Below are 17,996 nucleotides of genomic sequence, written 5' to 3' on the forward strand. Positions count from 1 at the left end.
AGCTGGGTATAAACATCACCACAGTTAACTGCTTTAGAAGTAAGGAGTACATATGAGCACGTACGCAATTAAGGCTGACAAGTTCTTCTTGCCGGCAGGCCCGCAACTGGGCGGCTATCTTATGGTCGAGGACGGCGTCTTTGGCGCTTGGCAGGCCGACGAGCCCTCCTGCGAGATCAAGGACTACACGGGATCGTGGATCGCTCCGGGCATGGTCGACACCCACATCCATGGCTTCTATAACCATTCGACTACCGATAACGATCCCGAGGGCATCGATATCAGCTCGACCGAGCTCGCCCGTCGCGGTACCACCAGCTGGCTGCCCACGACGTTCACCGATGGCGTCGAGCAGATCAAGGACGCCTGCGCCGCCATCGCTCAGGCGGACGAAGGCCGTGGCCCCGACTTTTGCGGTGCTCGCATTCAGGGCATCTACCTGGAAGGCCCTTTCTTTACTATGAAGCACGTGGGCGCGCAGAACCCCGCTTATCTTATCGATCCCTCCGAGGAGGTCTTCGATCAGTGGCAGGAGGCTGCGGGTGGTCGCATCGTTAAGAGCGCCATGGCAGCCGAGCACGACGGTGCCGCTGCTTATGCGGCTGCTCTGAACGCCAAGGGTGTGGTGACCAGCATCGGTCACTCCGACGCCACCTACGATGAGTGCATCGCCGCCATCAACGCCGGTGCCAGCTGCTTTACGCATACCTATAACGGCCAGCGCGGACTGCATCACCGTGAGCCCGGTGTTGTGGGTGCTGCCATGTCCACGCCCGAGACCTACGCCGAGATCATCTGTGACGGCAAGCACGTAAACCCTGGCGCTATCAAGGCGCTGCTGCAGGCAAAGGGCTGGCAGCATACGGTGCTCATCACCGACTGCCTGGGTTGCGGCGGCATGCCCGAGGGCAGCTACACCAGTGGCGGCATGGACGTCATCATGAAGGACAACCTGTGCTGGCTCGCCGACGGCAAGAGCATTGCCGGCTCGGTGCTCACGCTTGCCCAGGGCGTCAAGAACATCGTCGACTGGGGCATTGCCAGTGCCGATATCGCCATTCGCATGGCAACCGAGGTGCCGGCACGCTCCGTGCACATCGAGGATAAGTGCGGCAGCATCATGCCGGGTCGCGACGCCGACTTTGTCGTGTTCGACCATGAGCTCACCCTCGTCGAGACGTATGTTGGCGGTCAGAGCGTCGGTAACGCCTTTACCGAGTAACGATAGAAAAAGACGGCGGGCCCGAATCTGCTCGGACCCGCCGCATGGGTTAAACGCTCAAAAGTACCTTCACAGTTATAGCTTGTTAGCGATCTTCTTTACCGTGCGCTTAACGCCGGTCACCAGGCCTCCTGCAGGATGCTCCTTCTCGTATGCTAGGCGCTTCTCGCGCTTGGCGTACTCTTCGACGATGATGTCGCCATACTCGTCTTCGATCTTGTCGAAGAAGTCGACGGCGCCCTTAATTTCCTCAGCGGTCGGGTGTCCCTTTTGGACACCGCCGGTGAGTTTGAACGGCCCCCACGTATCAAAGCCGGGGCAGCCGTAGACACCCATAAAGATGGCCTGCCTCATGCGGCAGATGCCATCGATATCCTTGCCGTACCACTTGTTTTTGCCACCGTAGGTCATAAGGCCAAACACCTTGTCCTGCGGCTGCAGCACGTTAGTGAGCACGCGTGCCATGTCCTTGTCGATCTCGGAGTAATAGATGCCCGTGGCGACACCGATCAGATGATATTCGTGCAGGTTGGGATACTCGTTTTTGCCGAGCGCCTTGACGTCGAGGGTATCGATCTCGGGGTGTGCCTCGACGATGGCGTCCACGAGCTTTTTCGTATTGCCGTGATGGCGCGAGGCGTAGAGGATGATGGTTCGCATAAGAAGACCTTCCAGCTGTAATTGCATCAATGTCTGTATGGTACCCCGTTGCATTGCTGGGATACCGGACACATCGCTGAGCGTGCGGGTTTGTCCTTTGGTCAGGGCCGAGACGGATACTTGCGAGCAAAAGCAGTTGTTCGAAAGGATGGGCAATGGAATACGCTCTCTCCAACGATTCGATTTCTATTAAGGTGTCCACGGCTGGTGGTTCGTTTACCTCGATTGAGGCCGGAGGCCGCGAGTACTTGTGGCAGGGCGATCCCGCCGTGTGGTCCGGCCAGGCACCGATTTGCTTCCCGATTTGCGGAGGCCTGCGCGATGGCAGCGCCATGACGTTTGCCGGGCATCATGTAAAGCTCGCTCGCCACGGGTTTGCGCGCAAACAGGAGTGGAAGCTGCTGAGCCAAAGCGCAAACGAGCTGGCTATGTGCCTGGCTTCGGAGGATAACGCCGCGCTGCTGAGAGATTATCCCTACCCGTTTAAGCTTGTCGCTCGTTATACGCTCGAGGACGCTGCCGTGCGCGTTTCCTATGAGGTGGCCAACGAGGGCACCGAGGACATGCCGTTCTTTATCGGTGGACACCCCGGCTTTAGGTGCCCGCTCGACGAGGGCGAGGCCTATACGGACTACGAGTTGCGCTTCGAGAAAGACGAGGCTGCGGAGCTTTGCACCGCCGTACCCTCGACTGGCTTGATTGATGTAGCTAACCGTTCAAAGAACCCCATGGTGGGAAAGACGCTGCCCCTGTCGCATGAGCTCTTCGATTTTGCGGAGACCATCTTTGACGTGCTCGAGAGTCGTCAGGTCACGCTTTCCAAGAAGGGCGAGGACAAGGGCGTTCGCTTGAGTTTTGAGGGCTTCCCGTACCTCATCGTGTGGAGCAAGCCCGAGGGCGATTTTGTGGCAGTTGAGCCCTGGGGCGGCCTCTCGACCTGCTCCGATGAGGACGACGTACTTGAGCATAAGCGCGGCTGCCTTGTCGCCAAGCCCAAGGAGACCGTCGTTCGCTCGTTCACGATTGAGATTCTGTAATTCCGTTTTGTCGACTCGTATCGCGAGGCACAAGGAGCCCGCGAGATAAGGAGCTAAAATGATCCTCACCGTTACGATGAACCCGTCTGTCGATACGCGCTATCAGCTCGATGAGCTCATTATCGACGACGTCAACCGTGTGACGCCCGAAAAGACCGCCGGCGGCAAGGGTCTCAACGTGGCCCGTGTGCTGGGCCAGCTGGGCGACGACGTTGTGGCAACCGGTCTGCTCGGTGGCCATATGGGCGCCTATATGGCAGAGCTCATGGATGCCAACGGTATTAACAACGACTTTGTGCCCATCAAGGGCGAGACTCGCATTTGCCTCAACATCCTCCACGCCGGCAACCAGACCGAGCTGCTCGAGAGCGGCCCGACGATTGCCCCCGAGGAGCTGGATGCCTTTACCGCCAAGTTTACCGAGCTTGCGAGCAAGGCCGACGTCGTCACTATTTCGGGTTCGCTGCCCCGCGGCGTCGAGGCGGACTACTATGCCAAGATTACGGGCATTGCCGAGAACGCCGGCGCCAAGGTGCTGCTCGATACCTCGGGCGCTTCGCTTGAGGCTGCCCTCAAGTCCGAGGTCAAGCCCGAGCTGGTCAAGCCTAACCTAACCGAGATCAACGGCCTTCTGGGCACGAGCTTTACCACCGACGATGTGGACGAGCTCCGGGCCGCACTTGCCTCTGATGACCGCTTCTCCGATATCCCCTGGGTCGTCGTGTCCATGGGCGCTGCCGGCTCCGTGGGCTTCCACAACGGACGTGCGTTCCGTGCCAAGACCCCCGATATTCCTGCCGTTAACGCTACGGGTTCCGGCGACTCCACTATCGCCGGTTTCGCGCATGCCATCGCTGCCGGCGCGGACGACGAGACGGTGCTGCGTACCGCCAACACCTGCGGCAAGCTCAATGCCATGGATCCCATGACCGGTCATCTGGTTATGGACCGTTGGGACGAGGTCTACAACGGCGTTGTCGTGACCGAGCTGTAAGAGCTTGGGCGTCGGCTCCGGCATCGGTTGTTTGCTTGTGGTTAGAGCCAACGACAAGTGCGGTAGCATTATGCCGGGGCGCGACGCCGATACTGTCGTGTTCATTCCCGACCTTACCCTGGTCGAGACGTATGCGGGCGGCAACAGCTTTGGCAACGCGTTTGCCGAGTAGCCGCCAAAGAAACGATCCGAGAGGGGATTTAGATGATTTACGGTGCATTGGGCGATATCGAGGAGTACCGCGGAATGCTCAAGGGCCTCGACGTGCTGATCGACTGGCTCGAGGAGAACGACCCGGCGCAGCTCGAGGTCGGCAGCCATCCGATTTTGGGCGACAAGGTCTTTGCGAACGTCATGGCTCCCACGACGCGTCCCGAGGCCGAGGCTCACTATGAGACGCATCAGCGCTATCACGACCTGCAGATCGACGTCGAGGGTCGCGAGGCCTTTAAGGTCGCTACGGGTAGCCTGACGCTGGTCCAGGAGTTTGACGAGAAGGACGACTACGATCTGGTCGATTCCGACGCCTCGATCGCCGGCGATCTTGCCGACGACAAGTTTGCGCTGTTCGTTGCCGGCGAGCCTCACATGCCCACGCTCGAGTTCCCGGGCGATGGCGCGCAGCCGGTCAAGAAGATCTGCTTTAAGCTGCTTGCCGACGCCTACTGGGAGGAGTAGCGAACTGCCCGACTGAGCTGTTCGTCTGATGGCGTGTTTCCCCTAAGGGAAGCACGCTACGACCCCGTTAATCGTGTTTTCCTAGGGGAATCACGATTAACGGGGTTTCTGTTTTTGAATAGGGGAGCTGACGCTGTGGCGATGCGTGGGTGGGCGCGCGCACTCAAAATCGAAAACAAAAAAGCCGCCCGAAGGCGGCTGTCTTGTGCAATGGAGCCAGCGACCGGGCTCGAACCGGTGACCCCCGCTTTACGAGAGCGGTGCTCTACCAACTGAGCTACGCTGGCGGCCATGTGGTGACGCAGCTGAGGCGTCAACGGCTGTCTATGATACGGGACATCGTAAATCCGCGCAAGTGTTCTGACAGCTTTTCTCACGTTAAATGCACTAATCATTCAAGCCGGGATGTGCCTGGTTGCCTACAACTGGGTAGAAAAACGCCCGTCGGCGGTGTGCCGGCGGGCGCTGCTGTGCGATATGTTGCGTTATGGGCTTAGTGCCTCATAAAGTGGTATTCGATCACATTGCTGTAGGGATGACCCGGGCCCACGATGCCCTGGGGGAACAGCGGGCGGTGCGGCGTGTCGGGGTACATCTCGGCCTCGAGGGCAAAGCCGGCGCCCCAGCCGTAGTTGGCATCGTCCTTGGCGTGCTCATCGCCTAGCCAGTTGCCGGTGTAGAGCTGCACGCCCGGGGCGGTGGTGTAGTAGTCCAGCTCACGGCCGGTCCACATCTCCTCGACGTGCAGGGCACGGCGCAGATTGCGGCCGTACTGATAGCCGCCAATGCACAGGCAGTGATCGTAGCCGCGTGCCTGCTTAATCTGCGGATGGTCGGCCTCCATGCCAGGCGCGACGGGGCGTAACTCGCGAAAATCAAACGGTGTTCCCTCGACCGGAGCAATCTCGCCAGTAGGAATGTTCTGGTCGTCGATGGGCAGGTAGTGGGCGGCGTTGGCAACAAAGAAGTGCTCGCAGTCCATGCCGGCATTATGACCGGCAAGGTTAAAGTACGTGTGGTTGGTCATGGACACGTACGTGGCACGGTCGCTCTCGCAGCCATACTCGATACGGAAGCGGCCGGTGTGCGTTACGGTAAACACGGCCGTAAAGGTGCGGTTGCCGGGCAGGCCCAACTCGCCATCCTCAAGTGAGGTGGTCATGCGCACGGCGTTGTGGGCCTCGTCGAGCTCAACATCCCACACGCGCTTGTGCAGGCCGTGTTCAAGATCGCTGTGCAGGTTATTGGCGCCCTCGTTGGCGGGCATATGCCAGTCCGTACCGTCGATGGTGATCGTGGCGCCCGCAGTGCGGTTTGCCACGGGGCCAATGGTCGCGCCAAAGCAGGCGGGGTTGTCAAAGTAATCCTCGAGCTTATCGAAGCCCAGCACCACATCGCGCACGTTGCCGGGAATGTCGGGCACATCGATACCCAGCACGGTGGCGCCATAGTCCATAATGCGAACGCAGATCTCGGGCCCGTTGAGGGTGTAACGATGAACGGGGGTACCGCACGGCGCGGTGCCGAAAAGCTCAGAAGTGATCATTTGGTTCCTAACATCGAGGTATTTCCGACAAACTGTAGCGCGAACAGGCGAGATTATCACTACATCCCACTAAAGCAGGGGGTATTTTTCTCAAAAAAGTGATGATTGGAGCTGTGCGGGCGTTCATTTTTGACGCGCACGAGTCTGATACAATTTGTTCGTTACTGTTTGAATGATATGCGCGCAAAGAACGGCGAGGATTCATCGTGATTAAGGCAGAGCGACAGGATAAGGTTCGTCAGCTGCTCGAGGAGCAGGGCACGGTCTCGGTCAAGGAGATTTCGGATGCACTGGGCGTCTCGGATATGACGATCCGCCGTGATCTTGAGGAGCTTGCGAGCCTGGGCGAGATCGAGCGCGTGCACGGCGGCGCCCGCAGTGCGCAGGGTCGTCCCCACGCTATGTTGCGCCACGAGTACTCGCACAGCGAAAAGCGCACCAAGCATGCCGAGGAAAAGCTGCAGATTGCGCGCCGCGCCGTGGAGCTTATCGAGGAAGGTTCGACCATCTTTTTGGGTACGGGCACTACGGTTGAGCAGATGGCGTCGATGCTGCCGGCGTTTCGCCTGCGCATTGTGACCAACTCGCTTTCGGTGTTTAGCCTGCTCGAGGCGCGCGAAGACTGCGACCTGTGCCTCGTGGGCGGCATGTATCGTCGCCGCACCGCCGCTTTTGTGGGACCAACGGCCGAGGATACCCTGCGTGCGTTGGGTATCGACGCGGCGTTTATCGGTGCCAACGGCATTTTGGACGGCGACGTGTCTACGTCTAACATGGAAGAGGGCCGCATCCAGCAGCTCGCCTTTAGCAAGGCAGACTCGCGCTATCTGATCGCCGATTCCAGCAAGATTGGCAAGCGCGACTTCTACACCTTCTGCCGTCTGGACAGCCTGGATGCCGTGGTGTGCGAGCCGGGTATTACCGCCGAGGATCGTGCCGCCATCGAGGAGCATACGCAGATCATCTGCTAGCTAGCGCTGCAGGATTGCTAGCTAGCGCTGTGTGAGGACTTTTGCCCCCCCCTGTCATTGTGGGGAATCGGCGCGTCAGCGCTATGCGATATGACGCGCAAATGGGGACTTCGCTATCAAATTGTCTCAACCTGTGATATCTAGGCGGCCAAAAGCGAGTCAGATGTTACAGATCGAGATTTTTGGCTCGGCCTATTCCGTTTGTCTCGATCTGTAACAGCTAGGACCCAAAAACTCGACTAGGTGTTACAGATCGAGATTTTGTCTATCCAGCCATCACCTTTGTCCTGATCTGTAACAGTTAGACGGTTAAAAGCGAGTTAGATGTTACAGATCGAGATATTTCTGCTCGGGCGTTCTGTTTGTCTCGATTTGTAACAGCTAGGGCCGAAATATTCGGTTAGATGTTACAAATCCGAGACAAACGACCTGCTCGGGCCGCGCCAAAACAAAAGAGGCCGCATACGAACCCGTGGAGGGATTCGTATGCGGCCGACAGGGGGTATGCGGCGGAAACTAGGCCATGAGCAGGCCGGTCTCCGCGACGTTCTTGTACCAGTACGCGCTCGCCTTGGGATAGCGCTTCTGGGTCTCAAAGTCGATGTAGAACAGGCCGTAACGTTTGTTATAGCCGTTGGTCCAGGAGAACTGGTCCTGCAGCGACCACACAAAGTAGCCGTCGACGTTCACGCCGCCGTCGATCGCCTTGAGGATCCACGCGAGATGCTGGCGCATGTAGTCGATACGAGGGGCGTCGTCGATAAAGCCATCCTCGAAGTCGTCCTTATAGCCCATGCCGTTCTCGGTGATGTAGATCTTCTTGTAGTTGGGGTAATCGTTCTTAATGCGCAGCAGCAGGTCGTACAGGCCCTCGGGATAGATGATCCAGTCCCAATCGGTGGTGGGAACGCCTTCGCGCACGCACGACTCGCCCACGCCCTTGAGGAACCAGCGCGAAGATCCCTTGTCGCCGGTGCCATTATGGTTGATGTCGTTTTCGCCCTCGGCAGCACGCAGGAACTGGCACTTGTAGGTGTTGACGCCCAGGCAATCGTTGTAGGGGAGCGCGGCGGTCAGCGCGGCGATGTCCTCGTCGCGGACGTCGAGCTCGCCGCCGGCGATATGGGCCAGCTTGGTCGCAGCCTCCATGGTGTCGGCGGCATAGTGGCCGCGGAAGGTGGCGTCGAGTACCCAGCGGTTGTTGATGACGTCGGCCATGCGAGCTGCCTCGCAGTCGGCAGCGTTGTTGGGGTCGAGGGGATACTTGGGCTCCAGGTTCTGGACAATGCCGATCTCGCCCTCAAAGCCGCCCTCATGGAAGGCGACGACGGCCTTGGCGTGGGCCACCATCATGTTGTGCATGAGCTGGAAGGCCTTGTCCAGGCGGTACTTCTCGCCGTGCGGCCAGTTGCCGACGATAAAGCTGCCCTCGGCGGTCGCGGGAATCTCGTTAAAGGTAAACCAGTGCTTGACCTCGGTGAACTCGGCAAAGCAGAACTTGGCGTACTCGACAAAGGCGTCGATCGTCGTGCGCGTCAGGAAGCCTTCGCCGCCGTTCTGGTAAAAGGCCTCGGGCGTATCGAAGTGATCGAGCGTGACATAGGGGATAACGCCGGCATTGTTGCAGGTGGCAAAGAGCTCGTGATAGAAGGCAACACCCTCGGGGTTAATCTCACCGGTGCCGTTGGGGAAGATGCGGCTCCAAGCGATGGAGACGCGGATACCGTTGATGCCGAAGCGCTGGCACAAGTCGATATCGACCGGGTACTTGTTGTAGAAATCGCTTGCGGGGTCGGGGGAGAAGCGACCCTGAGCGGCCAGGAAATCGTCCCAGGGCACTTTGCCCTTGCCGTGCGTGCGGGTCTCGCCCTCAACCTGGTAAGCGGCGGTGGCGCCGCCAAACACAAAGCCGTCGGGGAACTGCATGGGGTTGGTCATGAGTCATCCTTTCTGTGGGATACGAATAGGGAGAGGTGCCCGAACTGGGGATCCGGGCACCAACAGAGGGAGGAACTAGTCGAGGTTCTCGCGGAGCCACTTGATGGCGCCAGCGGGGTCGCGAGTAAGGTCGATATATTCCTTACCGCGCGGGGCGAGCAGCTTAATGCCCAGGCGATCGGTGTCGGCCTTCATGTCGTTGTAGTAGCTACGAACCTGCGGGGCGAGCACGATAACGTCGTACTGATCCATGATGGCAGTGTGCTGGCCATAGGCGCCTGCGGAGGAAGCGATGTTCTCTCCGGTCTGTGCGGCACCTTCCTTGATGGCGTTGGCGAGCATGGCAGAGGTGCCGGCGCCGGCGCATAGGACGAGGACCTTCAGGCCGTCGACATCCTTCTTAGCGGATGCATCGGCGGCGGGCTCGGGCTGATCGGCGACAGGTTTGCTGTCGGCGGCAGCGGCGGTCGGCTCGACGGCGGGCGCAGAGGTGCTGGCGGCGATGGTGGCAGCGCCATCGGACTCGAGACCCAGCTCGGCGGCGCGCTCGGCCTCCTGGTCGCAGAGCAGCTTGTCGTACGCCTTCAAGAACGGCAGGTAGATGATGGCGTCCAGCAAGATAATGATCGCGACAAATACCAGGGCGATGAGCTGGAAGTTCGTGGTGATGAAAATGCCGATGGGGGCAGGGGTAGCCCAAGGCACCACGAAGGAGAAGCCGTTCATGCCCACGTTATCGATAAAGAACTTGGCAACGCTTACGTTGACGCAGCCGGCGGCAACAAAGGGGATGAGCATGTAGGGGTTAAGGATCATCGGCGCGCCAAAGAGCAGCGGTTCGTTGACGGCGAAGGCAACAGGAACAATCGAAGCCTTACCGACGGCTTTGAGCTGCTTGGACTTCATAAAGAGAATCAGCAGAAGCGGCACGATGAACGTGGCGCCGGTGCCTCCGAACTCACCCACGAGCGACATGTTAAATGTGAGGGAGTGGGCGGGGTGGCCGCCTGCCAGCAGAACCTGCAGGTTCTCGGCCTGGTTGGCAAGACGGATGGGGTCGATGCCCGGCTGGACGATCGAAGGACCGTGGACACCGATGAACCAGAAGAATGCGGTGGCTGCCTGAATAAGGATGAGTCCGGGGTAGGTCTCTGCTGCAGTGAAGAGCGGGGAGAGCAGTTTGATGAGCAGCTCGGAGAACGGAACGCCCATGAGGTTGCGCACGACGACATCGATGATGCCGCAGATGATGACGGCGCCGCCAAAGGGGATGATGTCGCGGAAGTTCTGAGCGATGGCGCCCGGAACCTCCTTGGGCAGCTTAATGGTCAGATCGCGCGAGACGCAGAACTTATAGACCCACACGGTAATGAACGCGGCGATATAGGCCGAGAACAGACCGCGCGTACCCATGCTGGTGCAATCGAAGACCGAAAGCTCGGAGCCGTCGAACTTGGTGGTGAACTGCGTAACAGCGAGCAGCAGCATGCTGCACTGGGCGGCTACCATGGTGGAGCCGTCGTTGAGCACCTTGCCGGCGGGCATGCGACGGTTCATGGAAGCCGTGAAGTTCTTGGCGGTGGTGCCGGCAACCATGATGCCCATAACGCCCATGGTGAAGTTGTACAGCTTGTTGCACCAGTCGATGAGCGGCTGGGGCAGCGTGATGCCAACTACGCCGGGAAGGGTGGCAATCAACAGGAAGATCGAAGAGGTGAGGACGATGGGCATGCACCCAAGGAATCCGTCCTTAATGGCCTGGAGGTAGATGTTCCTCGAGATCTTCTCAAAGAACGGCTGATGCTTTTCGAGCATCTTTACGATGGCGTCCATAAAGCTCCTTTGTTACTTGTTGCGCGATGCATGTGGATGGAACTGGTCGTCGATGGATGGTCAGGACTGCCCGGAAACCTTCCCGCTTAAGGAAGGCATTGCGAAATGACAACGTTGTCATTTCGTTAATGACAACGTAAGACATTTTTAGAAGAGCAACAAGGATTTACAGGTGAACGGTCGATATCGTCCGATAAACGGCTGATTTATCAGTCGGGCAGGTAGTGTATGCTAGAACGCAAAAACAAGCGATGAAAAACCGACTGGAGAAGTAGTGGCAACGATGGACAAGAAAAACGTTTCGATGAACGATGTGGCGATTGCCGCGGGTGTTTCTCTCAAGACGGTGTCGCGCGTGATCAACGAGCCCGATAGCGTGCGCGAGTCGACGCGCGATAGGGTCCATGCTGCCATGGAGGCGCTTGGGTTCCGGGCGAACTTTGCCGCGCGTTCACTCAAGTTGGGCCGTTACGGGTGCATCGGCGTCGTGCTGTTCCACTTGTCGGGCGGCGCCGTGGACATGATTGACGGAATCGCCGATGCCGCCGAAGAGCGAGGCTTTGCGCTCACGATGATCAAAAAGCGGGCGGGGGAGAAGATGACCCTTGCCGAAGCGGCGCGCAGGATGTCGCAGCTTCCTGTTGATGGCATGATCTTCAACCTGCGTCAGATGGTCGATGACTTTGATACCTTTGAGGCGCCGAAAGACCTCAAGACGGTGATTATCACGCCGATGGAACATCCTACCTGCTCTACCGTTAGTGACGATCAAGAGGACGGTGCGCGCATGGCGTGCGAGTACTTCTTAAATCGCGGGCACAAGAACGTGTATTTCGTTTCTGGTAAAAAAGAGTCGCTGTCGAGTCAGTGTCGTATGAAAGGTTGGCGTGCGGCACTTGAGGCGCGTGGCATTGAGCCGCCCGAGCCTCTGCAAGGTGATTGGAATGCGGATAGTGGCTATGCCGCGGGCCTTGTGCTTGCCGATAAGCCCGATTGCACGGCGGTCCTCGCTGCTAACGACTGCATGGCAAACGGCGTGATGATGGCTCTACGTGACAAAGGGCTCAGTGTGCCCGACGACGTGTCCGTGATCGGCTTCGACGATGAGCTCTACAAGACGATTCCCAACTCGATTCTGACGTCGGTGAAGTTTCGCCACCGCGAGCTGGGCATCCGTGCGCTTAACGAAGTCGTCGCAGGTCTGGAAGCCCCGAGCTCCATAAGCCGTACGCTCGTCTCGGGCGTGTTGGTCGAGCGTTCCAGCGTGAAGGACCTGCGGGCGTAGACGTGCTTGGCTCGTTCATCTCAATCTGTAACAGTTAGGACCGAAATACTCGGCTAGATGTTACAGATCGAGATTGAGAGGATTGTCCTGTGCGTTTATCTCAATCTGTAACAACCAGACGTCCAAAACCGGTTTTAGTGTTACAGATTTAGACAATTCGGCCCCGTCTCCCCGGTTTGTCTTAATTTGTAACAGCTAGGGACCAAAAACTCGGCTAGATGTTACAGATCGAGACAAGCGGCCCCCCAGCCGAACAAAAACAAAAGGCCGGGGGGCGGCGCGCCGTGTGACGTGCCACCCCCGGCTGAGAAATGGGGACAGGTTATGTGAGCGGGGCAATTCCGCTGGTCGCCAGCCGCTAGTCCAGACGACGGGTCTGCGCCACGTGCTTGTACCAGTAGGCGCTTGCCTTGGGCGTGCGCTTCTGGGTTTCAAAGTCAACGTAGAAGAAGCCATAGCGCTTGTTGTAACCATTGGTCCAGGAGAACTGATCCTGCAGACTCCACAGGAAGTAGCCGCCCACGTTGACGCCCACCTCCATGGCCTTGAGCAGCCAGCGCAAGTGCTGCTCGATGTAGTCGATGCGCGGCTGGTCGTCCACAAAACCGTCCTTGTAGGGGTCCTTGTAGCCCATGCCGTTTTCTGTAATGAAGATCTGCTTGTAGTTGGGGTAGCGCTGCTTAATGTAGACGAGCAGATCGAACAGGCCCTCGGGATAGATGATCCAGTCCCAGTCGGTGGTGGGGATGCCAGGCTTGTTCACGTGCTCGCCAATACCCTTAACGCGCCAGCGGCCGGTGCCCTTCTCGCCCGTACCGTTGTGGTGCAGGTCGTTCTCGCCGTCGTAAGCCTTCAAGAAGCGGCACTGGTAGTTGTTGACGCCCAGGTAGTCGTTGTAGAGCGCGGCCTCGCGCATAATCTCGAGGTCCTCGTCCAGGATCTCGATGGTGCCGCCCGAGACGGCAGCCAGACGGTTGGCGCACTCGAGGGTGTCGGGCGCGTAGTCGCCGCGGAAGGTGGCGTCGAGCAAGAACTGGTTCTGCAACACGTGCTCGTTGTTGGCGGCTTTGATGTCGGCGGGGTCGTTCTCGTTGAGCGGATACTTAAACTCCAACGACTGAATGACGCCGATCTTGCCCTTAAAACCGCCGTTGTGGAAGGCCAGTACGGCCTTGGCGTGGGCGAGCATCATGTTGTGCTCGCACTGGAAAGCCTCGGCCAGATGCGCCTTGACGCCGCCGGGGAAGGTGCCCTCGATGTAGGTGTTGGAGGCATCGGCCCAAATCTCGTTAAAGGTGAACCAGTAGGTCACCTGGTCGGCGTACTCCTTAAAGCAGAAGGTGGCAAAGTCCACAAAGGCATCGATGGTCTCGCGGTTGAGGAAGTCGCCCTTCTCAAAGAGGGCAAGCGGCGTGTCGAAGTGATGCAGCGTGACAAACGGCTCAACGTGGTGCTTGTGGCACTCGGCGAAGAGATCGTGGTAGAACTGCACGCCCTCGGGGTTGATCTCGCCGGTGCCGTTGGGGAAGATGCGGCTCCAGGCAATGGAGAGGCGAATGCCGTTGATGCCGAACTCCTCGCACAGCTCCAGATCGACGGGGTACTGGTTGTAGAAGTCCGAAGCGGGATCGGGGGAAAAGCGCCCCTGGGCCTCCAGGAAGTCGTCCCAGGCAACCTTGCCTTTACCGTGGGTGCGGGTCTCGCCCTCTACCTGGTAGGCAGCAGTGGCGCCGCCAAAGACAAAGTCCTCGGGAAACTGCGCAGGCGGGTTGGTGACGCTAGCAGGGTTAACGGACATGATGATCCAATCGTCTAAATCGAAGGGCCAGCCGGTCTTGGATGGTCGGCTGGCCCTGTTCGTTACTTACTTCGAGAGTTGCTCGCTTACGAAGGCGAGAGACTTATCGCCGTTCTGGGAAAGCTCAATGTACTGCTTACCGCGGCAGGCGACGCACTTGTTGCCCACGCGCTCGCAGTCCTTCTGCAGGTCGGCCAGGTAGCTTGCGGCTTGCGGGGCCAGGACGACCAGATCGAAGTCGGGGAGCATGTCCACGTGGTTGCCATAGGCCTCGGCAGCGGTTTCAAGATTGATGCCGCGCTCCTTGGCGGCCTTGGCCAGCGCGTTGGCGAGCAGGCCCGAGGTACCGCCACCCTGGCAGAGCACGAGCACGCGTTTGCCGTTGAGGTCGCTGGTGGCCGTTGCCTCGGCAGCGGGTGCTGCGGAAGCGGCGGGAGCGCCGGCTTCCACGGCCTCGGCAGCAGCGCCGGCGGCAACGCTCTTGGCGTCGGCCTTGCCCTGGAAGGCATCGTTGAGCTTGGCGGCCTTCTCGGCGTTCTTGGCGGCGAGCTCCTCCTGGGAAATCTCGGCCTCCTCGGCGCACTTCTGGGCGTCATAGGCACGGAAGAACGGATAGTACAGAACGAAGTCGACGACCAGGATAAGGGCGAGCATCACAAAGGCGAGCGGCTGGAAGCCCAGGCCCATGATGGTGCCGATGGGGCCGGGGACGGTCCAAGGCAGGGTGTACATAAAGCCGTTCATGCCCAAGAAGTCGATAAAGATCTTGAGGATCCAGATGTTGGCGATCGGGGCAAAGACAAACGGGACAAAGAAGACGGGGTTGAGCACGATAGGCGCGGCGAACAGCAGCGGCTCGTTGACGGCAAAGCACACGGGGACGATGGCGGCCTTACCGACAGCGCGCATCTCCTGGGACTTGGCCAGGAAGCAGAACATAAAGACCAGGACGAGCGTGGCGCCGGTGCCGCCCATGCAGACGACGAAGTACTGGGCACCCTGGGTCAGGACAGCGGAAGCGTGCTGGCCGGCCTGGAACGCAGCCAGGTTGTCGGTCATGTTGGAAACGAGGGCGGCGGCGATGGCGGGCTCGACGATCGAGGGGCCGTGGACGCCCACGAACCAGAACAGGCTCATGGCGCCGTAAATCACAGCAAGGCCGATGTAGCCGTCGGCAGCGGTGAACAGGGGCTGGAACACCTGGATGACGCCCTGGGCAAAGCAGAAGCCAAAGGCAGCGCGGAAGACGATGTCAAAGACCCAAAAGACGGTGATGCAGACGGAGAAGGGGATGATGTCCTTAAAGGTCTGCGAGATGTTGGGCGGAACCTGCTCGGGCATCTTGACGGTGATGTTGCGCTTGATAAAGAACTTGTAGATGATGCCGGTCACAAACGCAGCGATGAAGGCGGTCAGTAGGCCCTTGGAACCAAGGTAGGTGGTGTTGAAGCCACTGGCGGCATCCGTGGCGATGGTGTCGCTCGAAAGGAGCAAGAAGCCGATGATGGCCGCGCACATGCACGAGATAAAGTTGATCTGGTTATTCTTGGGCAGATCGCGGTTCTGGGCGTCGGCGAAATGCTTGGCCGTGGTAGCGGCGCAGGCGATGGCCAGGATGCCCATGGAGTAGTTGTAGCACTTCCACAGGGCGTTGTTGATGTCATCGGGCCAGTAGAAACCCCAGATGTTGGGGACCGAGGCTACCAGGCAGAAGATGGACGAGAAGATGATGATGGGGATGACGGAGATAAAACCGTCGCGGATCGCCTTGAGGTACTTGTTGCGGGCGATCGCGTTGAAAAAGGGCTGGCCCTTTTCGATGGTGGCGATGAGTTGCTCCATGCAAAGCTCCTAAGAGTCGGTGGGTTAGCAACGATGGTAGCTTTTGACGTTTGGTTGCCAAAATGTTGACGTTGCCATTTTGTGACACAAAATAAGATGCGAACCGATGGCCCCTGTGCCTGCGGACCGTCGATTTCTTGCGCGTAAACGTTTGAGCCGCCCGGTGGCTCTGTGTTTGCACAATGGCAACGTTAACATTTGGGCGATAAAAGCCGTTCGGGGAAGCAAAAATGTCGGTGAACGGTAGGTTTTGGGTGGTGAGCGTATGGTGGGGGAGGCGTTAGATATACTTGAAGACGTTTCATTTGACTGCGTAGGGTGCCACCAATGGCATCGTTGACATAGAAAGATCGACCTATGGCCGCTGTTAAAAAATCGGTTTCCGTTAAGGATGTGGCGCGCCTCGCGGGCGTCTCAGAACAGACGGTCTCGCGCACCGTCCACGATTCGCCCAGCGTGCGCCCCGAGACCAAGGAGCGCGTGCGTGCCGCCATGCGCGAGCTGGGGTATCGCCCCAATTTTGCCGGTCGATCGCTGCGCCGCGGCAAGTTTAAGACCGTCGGCGTCGCCATGTTCAACATTACCGGTACCGGCAACCTCGACCGTATGGAGGGCTTTGCCGCCGCCGCCGATAAGCACGGCTACGCCATTACCCTCACTAAAGTAGATGGACATCCGTATACCCTCGAGAGCGCATCGTCGCGCATGAGCGCACTGCCGGTGGATGGCATGGTTGTGATCATGAATCGCATGCCGGTGGACTTTGGCACCTTTGAGCCGCTGCCTGGTATGCAGACGGTGCTCGTTACCATGCTGGAGCACCCGCTGTGCTCGACGGTCGATAACGATCAGTTCGATTGTTCGCGCCAGGTTGTCGAGTACTTGCTGGGGCAGGGACACAAGACCGTGCACTTTATCTCGTGTCCCGAACGCTCGCTTTCGGGCATGCAGCGCGAGGAGGGCTGGCGCGAGACATTGCGCGCGCATGGTATTGAGCTGCCGCGACTCATCCGTGGCGACTGGACGGCGCGGAGTGGATATGCCGCAGGCCAGGCTCTGGCGGACGATCCGACCTGTACTGCCATCTATGCCTCCAATGACGCCATGGCCTACGGCTGCATTCGCGGACTCGAGTCGCGCGGAAGGCGTGTGCCCGAGGACGTGAGCGTGGTGGGGGTTGATGATAGTCTGGGCGACATCGTGCCCGATCGTCGCCTGACCACCGTGCGCTTTGACAACAAGCGTGTCGGCATGTGGGCAGTCGACAAGATCGCCGGCGCCGAGGGAGTTGCGTCTGGCGTGGAGCACATGCTGATCCCCGGCGTGCTCGTAGAGGGCGATACGGTGCGCGATTTGCGTTAGGGCGCGGTCCTGTTTGGGTTTCCGTTAATCATGTTTGATATTGTTCGAAATGGTTTGGAAACCGTTCGCGGGTTAAAAGTGACCGTTCATAGCTCGAAATTACGTTTTGTATTGTTCTTTATTGTTTGAATGTTAATGTTTCTGTCATACACAGCGCAGCGCGGATGCCCGGACGCGATGCTCTCCGTTGGTTCATATGTGAAAGGAACGCAATATGGCAACCAAAGAAGAAATCTCGATGGTTGGATTCGAGATTGTTGCATACGCAGGTGACGCCCAGACCGATCTGCTTGCAGCGCTCGATGCTGCTCGCGAGGGTGACTTTGAGAAGGCCGAACAGCTGCACAAGGATGCCAGCGATGCACTTATCGGCGCCCACGACACGCAGACCAAGCTGCTTTCGCAGGAGGCCGGCGGCGGCGAGATGGAGATGACCTTCATCATGGCTCACGCTCAGGACACCCTCATGACCACTATGATCTTGGAGAAGCAGACCCGCTTTACCATCGATGCCTACAAGCGCATCGCCGAGCTCGAGGCCAAGCTCGCCTAACGAGCCCTCACAACCAAGCCCCTTCCAAAAGTCCTGCCGCTACCCGCAGCAGGGCTTTTTCTGTCCTCCTCCAAGTTGCGGTGAAATAGGGGCTGACGGCCCAAAATGATCCGTTCTCCTCCGTCCCCAGGGGATCGGTTGGCAGCGTCGCCACGAAACTGGCGCATCTACTACGTTTAACCCGATACCCCCGAACACACCTGCGTTTCATGAAAAACTGCAAGCGTTCTACCTGTGGTTTTGTTTTTACGCCACGGGGCATGGTCGGAGATAGGCG

The 17,996-nt window shown here is 58.8% G+C and carries 15 protein-coding genes and 1 tRNA gene; 9 read left to right on the forward strand and 7 right to left on the reverse strand.

From position 1 onward, the window contains the following. The first annotated feature begins 52 nt into the window (after window positions 1–52). A complete protein-coding gene (gene nagA / locus ACTQXI_RS00480) occupies window positions 53–1,222 on the forward strand; it encodes an N-acetylglucosamine-6-phosphate deacetylase (protein ID WP_154514990.1) in 1,170 nt (389 codons plus the stop codon). Between the two features lie 75 nt (window positions 1,223–1,297). Here nagA and ACTQXI_RS00485 read toward each other — a convergent pair whose 3' ends face one another. Next, the gene (locus tag ACTQXI_RS00485; RefSeq protein ID WP_441048694.1) at window positions 1,298–1,882 is read right to left on the reverse strand and encodes a hypothetical protein; all 585 of its coding nucleotides are present in this window, start codon (window positions 1,880–1,882) and stop codon (window positions 1,298–1,300) included. Window positions 1,883–2,037: 155 nt separating this feature from the next. On the opposite strand from ACTQXI_RS00485, the gene ACTQXI_RS00490 reads away from it, so the two are divergent. From ACTQXI_RS00490 to ACTQXI_RS00505, 4 genes are read left to right on the forward strand one after another with little or no spacing between them, the layout of a single operon-like run. Then, complete coding sequence (locus ACTQXI_RS00490) at window positions 2,038–2,919, forward strand: aldose 1-epimerase family protein (protein WP_441048693.1); 882 nt, start codon at window positions 2,038–2,040, stop codon at window positions 2,917–2,919. Between the two features lie 58 nt (window positions 2,920–2,977). Further along, complete coding sequence (locus ACTQXI_RS00495) at window positions 2,978–3,913, forward strand: hexose kinase (RefSeq protein WP_441048692.1); 936 nt, start codon at window positions 2,978–2,980, stop codon at window positions 3,911–3,913. 31 nt (window positions 3,914–3,944) lie between these two features. Next, window positions 3,945–4,085 carry a hypothetical protein gene (locus ACTQXI_RS00500; RefSeq protein WP_441548120.1) on the forward strand — a complete coding sequence of 47 codons (141 nt, stop codon included), beginning with the start codon at window positions 3,945–3,947 and terminating at the stop codon, window positions 4,083–4,085. Between the two features lie 32 nt (window positions 4,086–4,117). Next, a complete protein-coding gene (locus ACTQXI_RS00505; protein ID WP_117654927.1) occupies window positions 4,118–4,591 on the forward strand; it encodes a YhcH/YjgK/YiaL family protein in 474 nt (157 codons plus the stop codon). 211 nt (window positions 4,592–4,802) lie between these two features. Here ACTQXI_RS00505 and ACTQXI_RS00510 read toward each other — a convergent pair. Further along, window positions 4,803–4,878: transfer RNA gene (locus ACTQXI_RS00510), tRNA-Thr, on the reverse strand. Window positions 4,879–5,084: 206 nt separating this feature from the next. Further along, window positions 5,085–6,137: an aldose epimerase family protein gene (locus ACTQXI_RS00515; protein ID WP_427795498.1), complete on the reverse strand. Its 1,053-nt coding sequence runs from the start codon at window positions 6,135–6,137 to the stop codon at window positions 5,085–5,087. Window positions 6,138–6,343: 206 nt separating this feature from the next. Here ACTQXI_RS00515 and ACTQXI_RS00520 point away from each other — a divergent pair, with 206 nt between their 5' ends. Continuing rightward, a complete protein-coding gene (locus ACTQXI_RS00520; protein WP_441048691.1) occupies window positions 6,344–7,108 on the forward strand; it encodes a DeoR/GlpR family DNA-binding transcription regulator in 765 nt (254 codons plus the stop codon). A 516-nt stretch (window positions 7,109–7,624) separates the two neighbouring features. On the opposite strand, the gene lacG (ACTQXI_RS00525) is transcribed toward ACTQXI_RS00520, so the two are convergent. Together lacG (ACTQXI_RS00525) and ACTQXI_RS00530 are read right to left on the reverse strand one after the other, a co-directional pair. Continuing rightward, window positions 7,625–9,046 carry a 6-phospho-beta-galactosidase gene (gene lacG / locus ACTQXI_RS00525; protein WP_441048690.1) on the reverse strand — a complete coding sequence of 474 codons (1,422 nt, stop codon included), beginning with the start codon at window positions 9,044–9,046 and terminating at the stop codon, window positions 7,625–7,627. A gap of 75 nt (window positions 9,047–9,121) precedes the next feature. Continuing rightward, window positions 9,122–10,879, reverse strand: coding sequence for a PTS lactose transporter subunit IIBC (locus ACTQXI_RS00530; protein ID WP_441048689.1), 1,758 nt, complete (start codon window positions 10,877–10,879; stop codon window positions 9,122–9,124). A gap of 283 nt (window positions 10,880–11,162) precedes the next feature. Here ACTQXI_RS00530 and ACTQXI_RS00535 point away from each other — a divergent pair, with 283 nt between their 5' ends. Beyond that, window positions 11,163–12,164, forward strand: a complete 1,002-nt coding sequence (locus tag ACTQXI_RS00535; RefSeq protein WP_441048730.1) for a LacI family DNA-binding transcriptional regulator — start codon at window positions 11,163–11,165, stop codon at window positions 12,162–12,164. Window positions 12,165–12,522: 358 nt separating this feature from the next. On the opposite strand, the gene lacG (ACTQXI_RS00540) is transcribed toward ACTQXI_RS00535, so the two are convergent. Continuing rightward, the gene (gene lacG / locus ACTQXI_RS00540) at window positions 12,523–13,962 is read right to left on the reverse strand and encodes a 6-phospho-beta-galactosidase (RefSeq protein WP_154514977.1); all 1,440 of its coding nucleotides are present in this window, start codon (window positions 13,960–13,962) and stop codon (window positions 12,523–12,525) included. Between the two features lie 66 nt (window positions 13,963–14,028). Next, window positions 14,029–15,804, reverse strand: coding sequence for a PTS lactose transporter subunit IIBC (locus ACTQXI_RS00545; protein ID WP_427718986.1), 1,776 nt, complete (start codon window positions 15,802–15,804; stop codon window positions 14,029–14,031). A 357-nt stretch (window positions 15,805–16,161) separates the two neighbouring features. Between ACTQXI_RS00545 and ACTQXI_RS00550 the strand changes: the two genes are divergently transcribed. After that, a complete protein-coding gene (locus ACTQXI_RS00550) occupies window positions 16,162–17,166 on the forward strand; it encodes a LacI family DNA-binding transcriptional regulator (protein WP_441048688.1) in 1,005 nt (334 codons plus the stop codon). Window positions 17,167–17,380: 214 nt separating this feature from the next. Further along, the gene (locus ACTQXI_RS00555) at window positions 17,381–17,719 is read left to right on the forward strand and encodes a PTS lactose/cellobiose transporter subunit IIA (RefSeq protein ID WP_006234827.1); all 339 of its coding nucleotides are present in this window, start codon (window positions 17,381–17,383) and stop codon (window positions 17,717–17,719) included. The last annotated feature ends 277 nt before the right edge of the window (window positions 17,720–17,996 follow it).

The organism is Collinsella sp. LCP19S3_C9 (assembly GCF_052121575.1).
In the GTDB taxonomy this organism is placed as follows: Bacteria; Actinomycetota; Coriobacteriia; order Coriobacteriales; family Coriobacteriaceae; genus Collinsella.

Bases quoted from the DNA above. Each gene is read 5' to 3' on its own strand.
- ACTQXI_RS00490 (WP_441048693.1), top strand. From the start codon at position 2,038: ATGGAATACGCTCTCTCCAACGATTCGATTTCTATTAAGGTGTCCACG.
- lacG (WP_154514977.1), bottom strand. From the start codon at position 13,962: ATGTCCGTTAACCCTGCTAGCGTCACCAACCCGCCTGCGCAGTTTCCC.
- ACTQXI_RS00485 (WP_441048694.1), bottom strand. From the start codon at position 1,882: ATGCGAACCATCATCCTCTACGCCTCGCGCCATCACGGCAATACGAAA.
- ACTQXI_RS00535 (WP_441048730.1), top strand. From the start codon at position 11,163: ATGGACAAGAAAAACGTTTCGATGAACGATGTGGCGATTGCCGCGGGT.
- ACTQXI_RS00555 (WP_006234827.1), top strand. From the start codon at position 17,381: ATGGCAACCAAAGAAGAAATCTCGATGGTTGGATTCGAGATTGTTGCA.
- lacG (WP_441048690.1), bottom strand. From the start codon at position 9,046: ATGACCAACCCCATGCAGTTCCCCGACGGCTTTGTGTTTGGCGGCGCC.
- ACTQXI_RS00515 (WP_427795498.1), bottom strand. From the start codon at position 6,137: ATGATCACTTCTGAGCTTTTCGGCACCGCGCCGTGCGGTACCCCCGTT.
- ACTQXI_RS00550 (WP_441048688.1), top strand. From the start codon at position 16,162: ATGGCCGCTGTTAAAAAATCGGTTTCCGTTAAGGATGTGGCGCGCCTC.
- ACTQXI_RS00530 (WP_441048689.1), bottom strand. From the start codon at position 10,879: ATGGACGCCATCGTAAAGATGCTCGAAAAGCATCAGCCGTTCTTTGAG.
- ACTQXI_RS00545 (WP_427718986.1), bottom strand. From the start codon at position 15,804: ATGGAGCAACTCATCGCCACCATCGAAAAGGGCCAGCCCTTTTTCAAC.
- nagA (WP_154514990.1), top strand. From the start codon at position 53: ATGAGCACGTACGCAATTAAGGCTGACAAGTTCTTCTTGCCGGCAGGC.
- ACTQXI_RS00505 (WP_117654927.1), top strand. From the start codon at position 4,118: ATGATTTACGGTGCATTGGGCGATATCGAGGAGTACCGCGGAATGCTC.
- ACTQXI_RS00495 (WP_441048692.1), top strand. From the start codon at position 2,978: ATGATCCTCACCGTTACGATGAACCCGTCTGTCGATACGCGCTATCAG.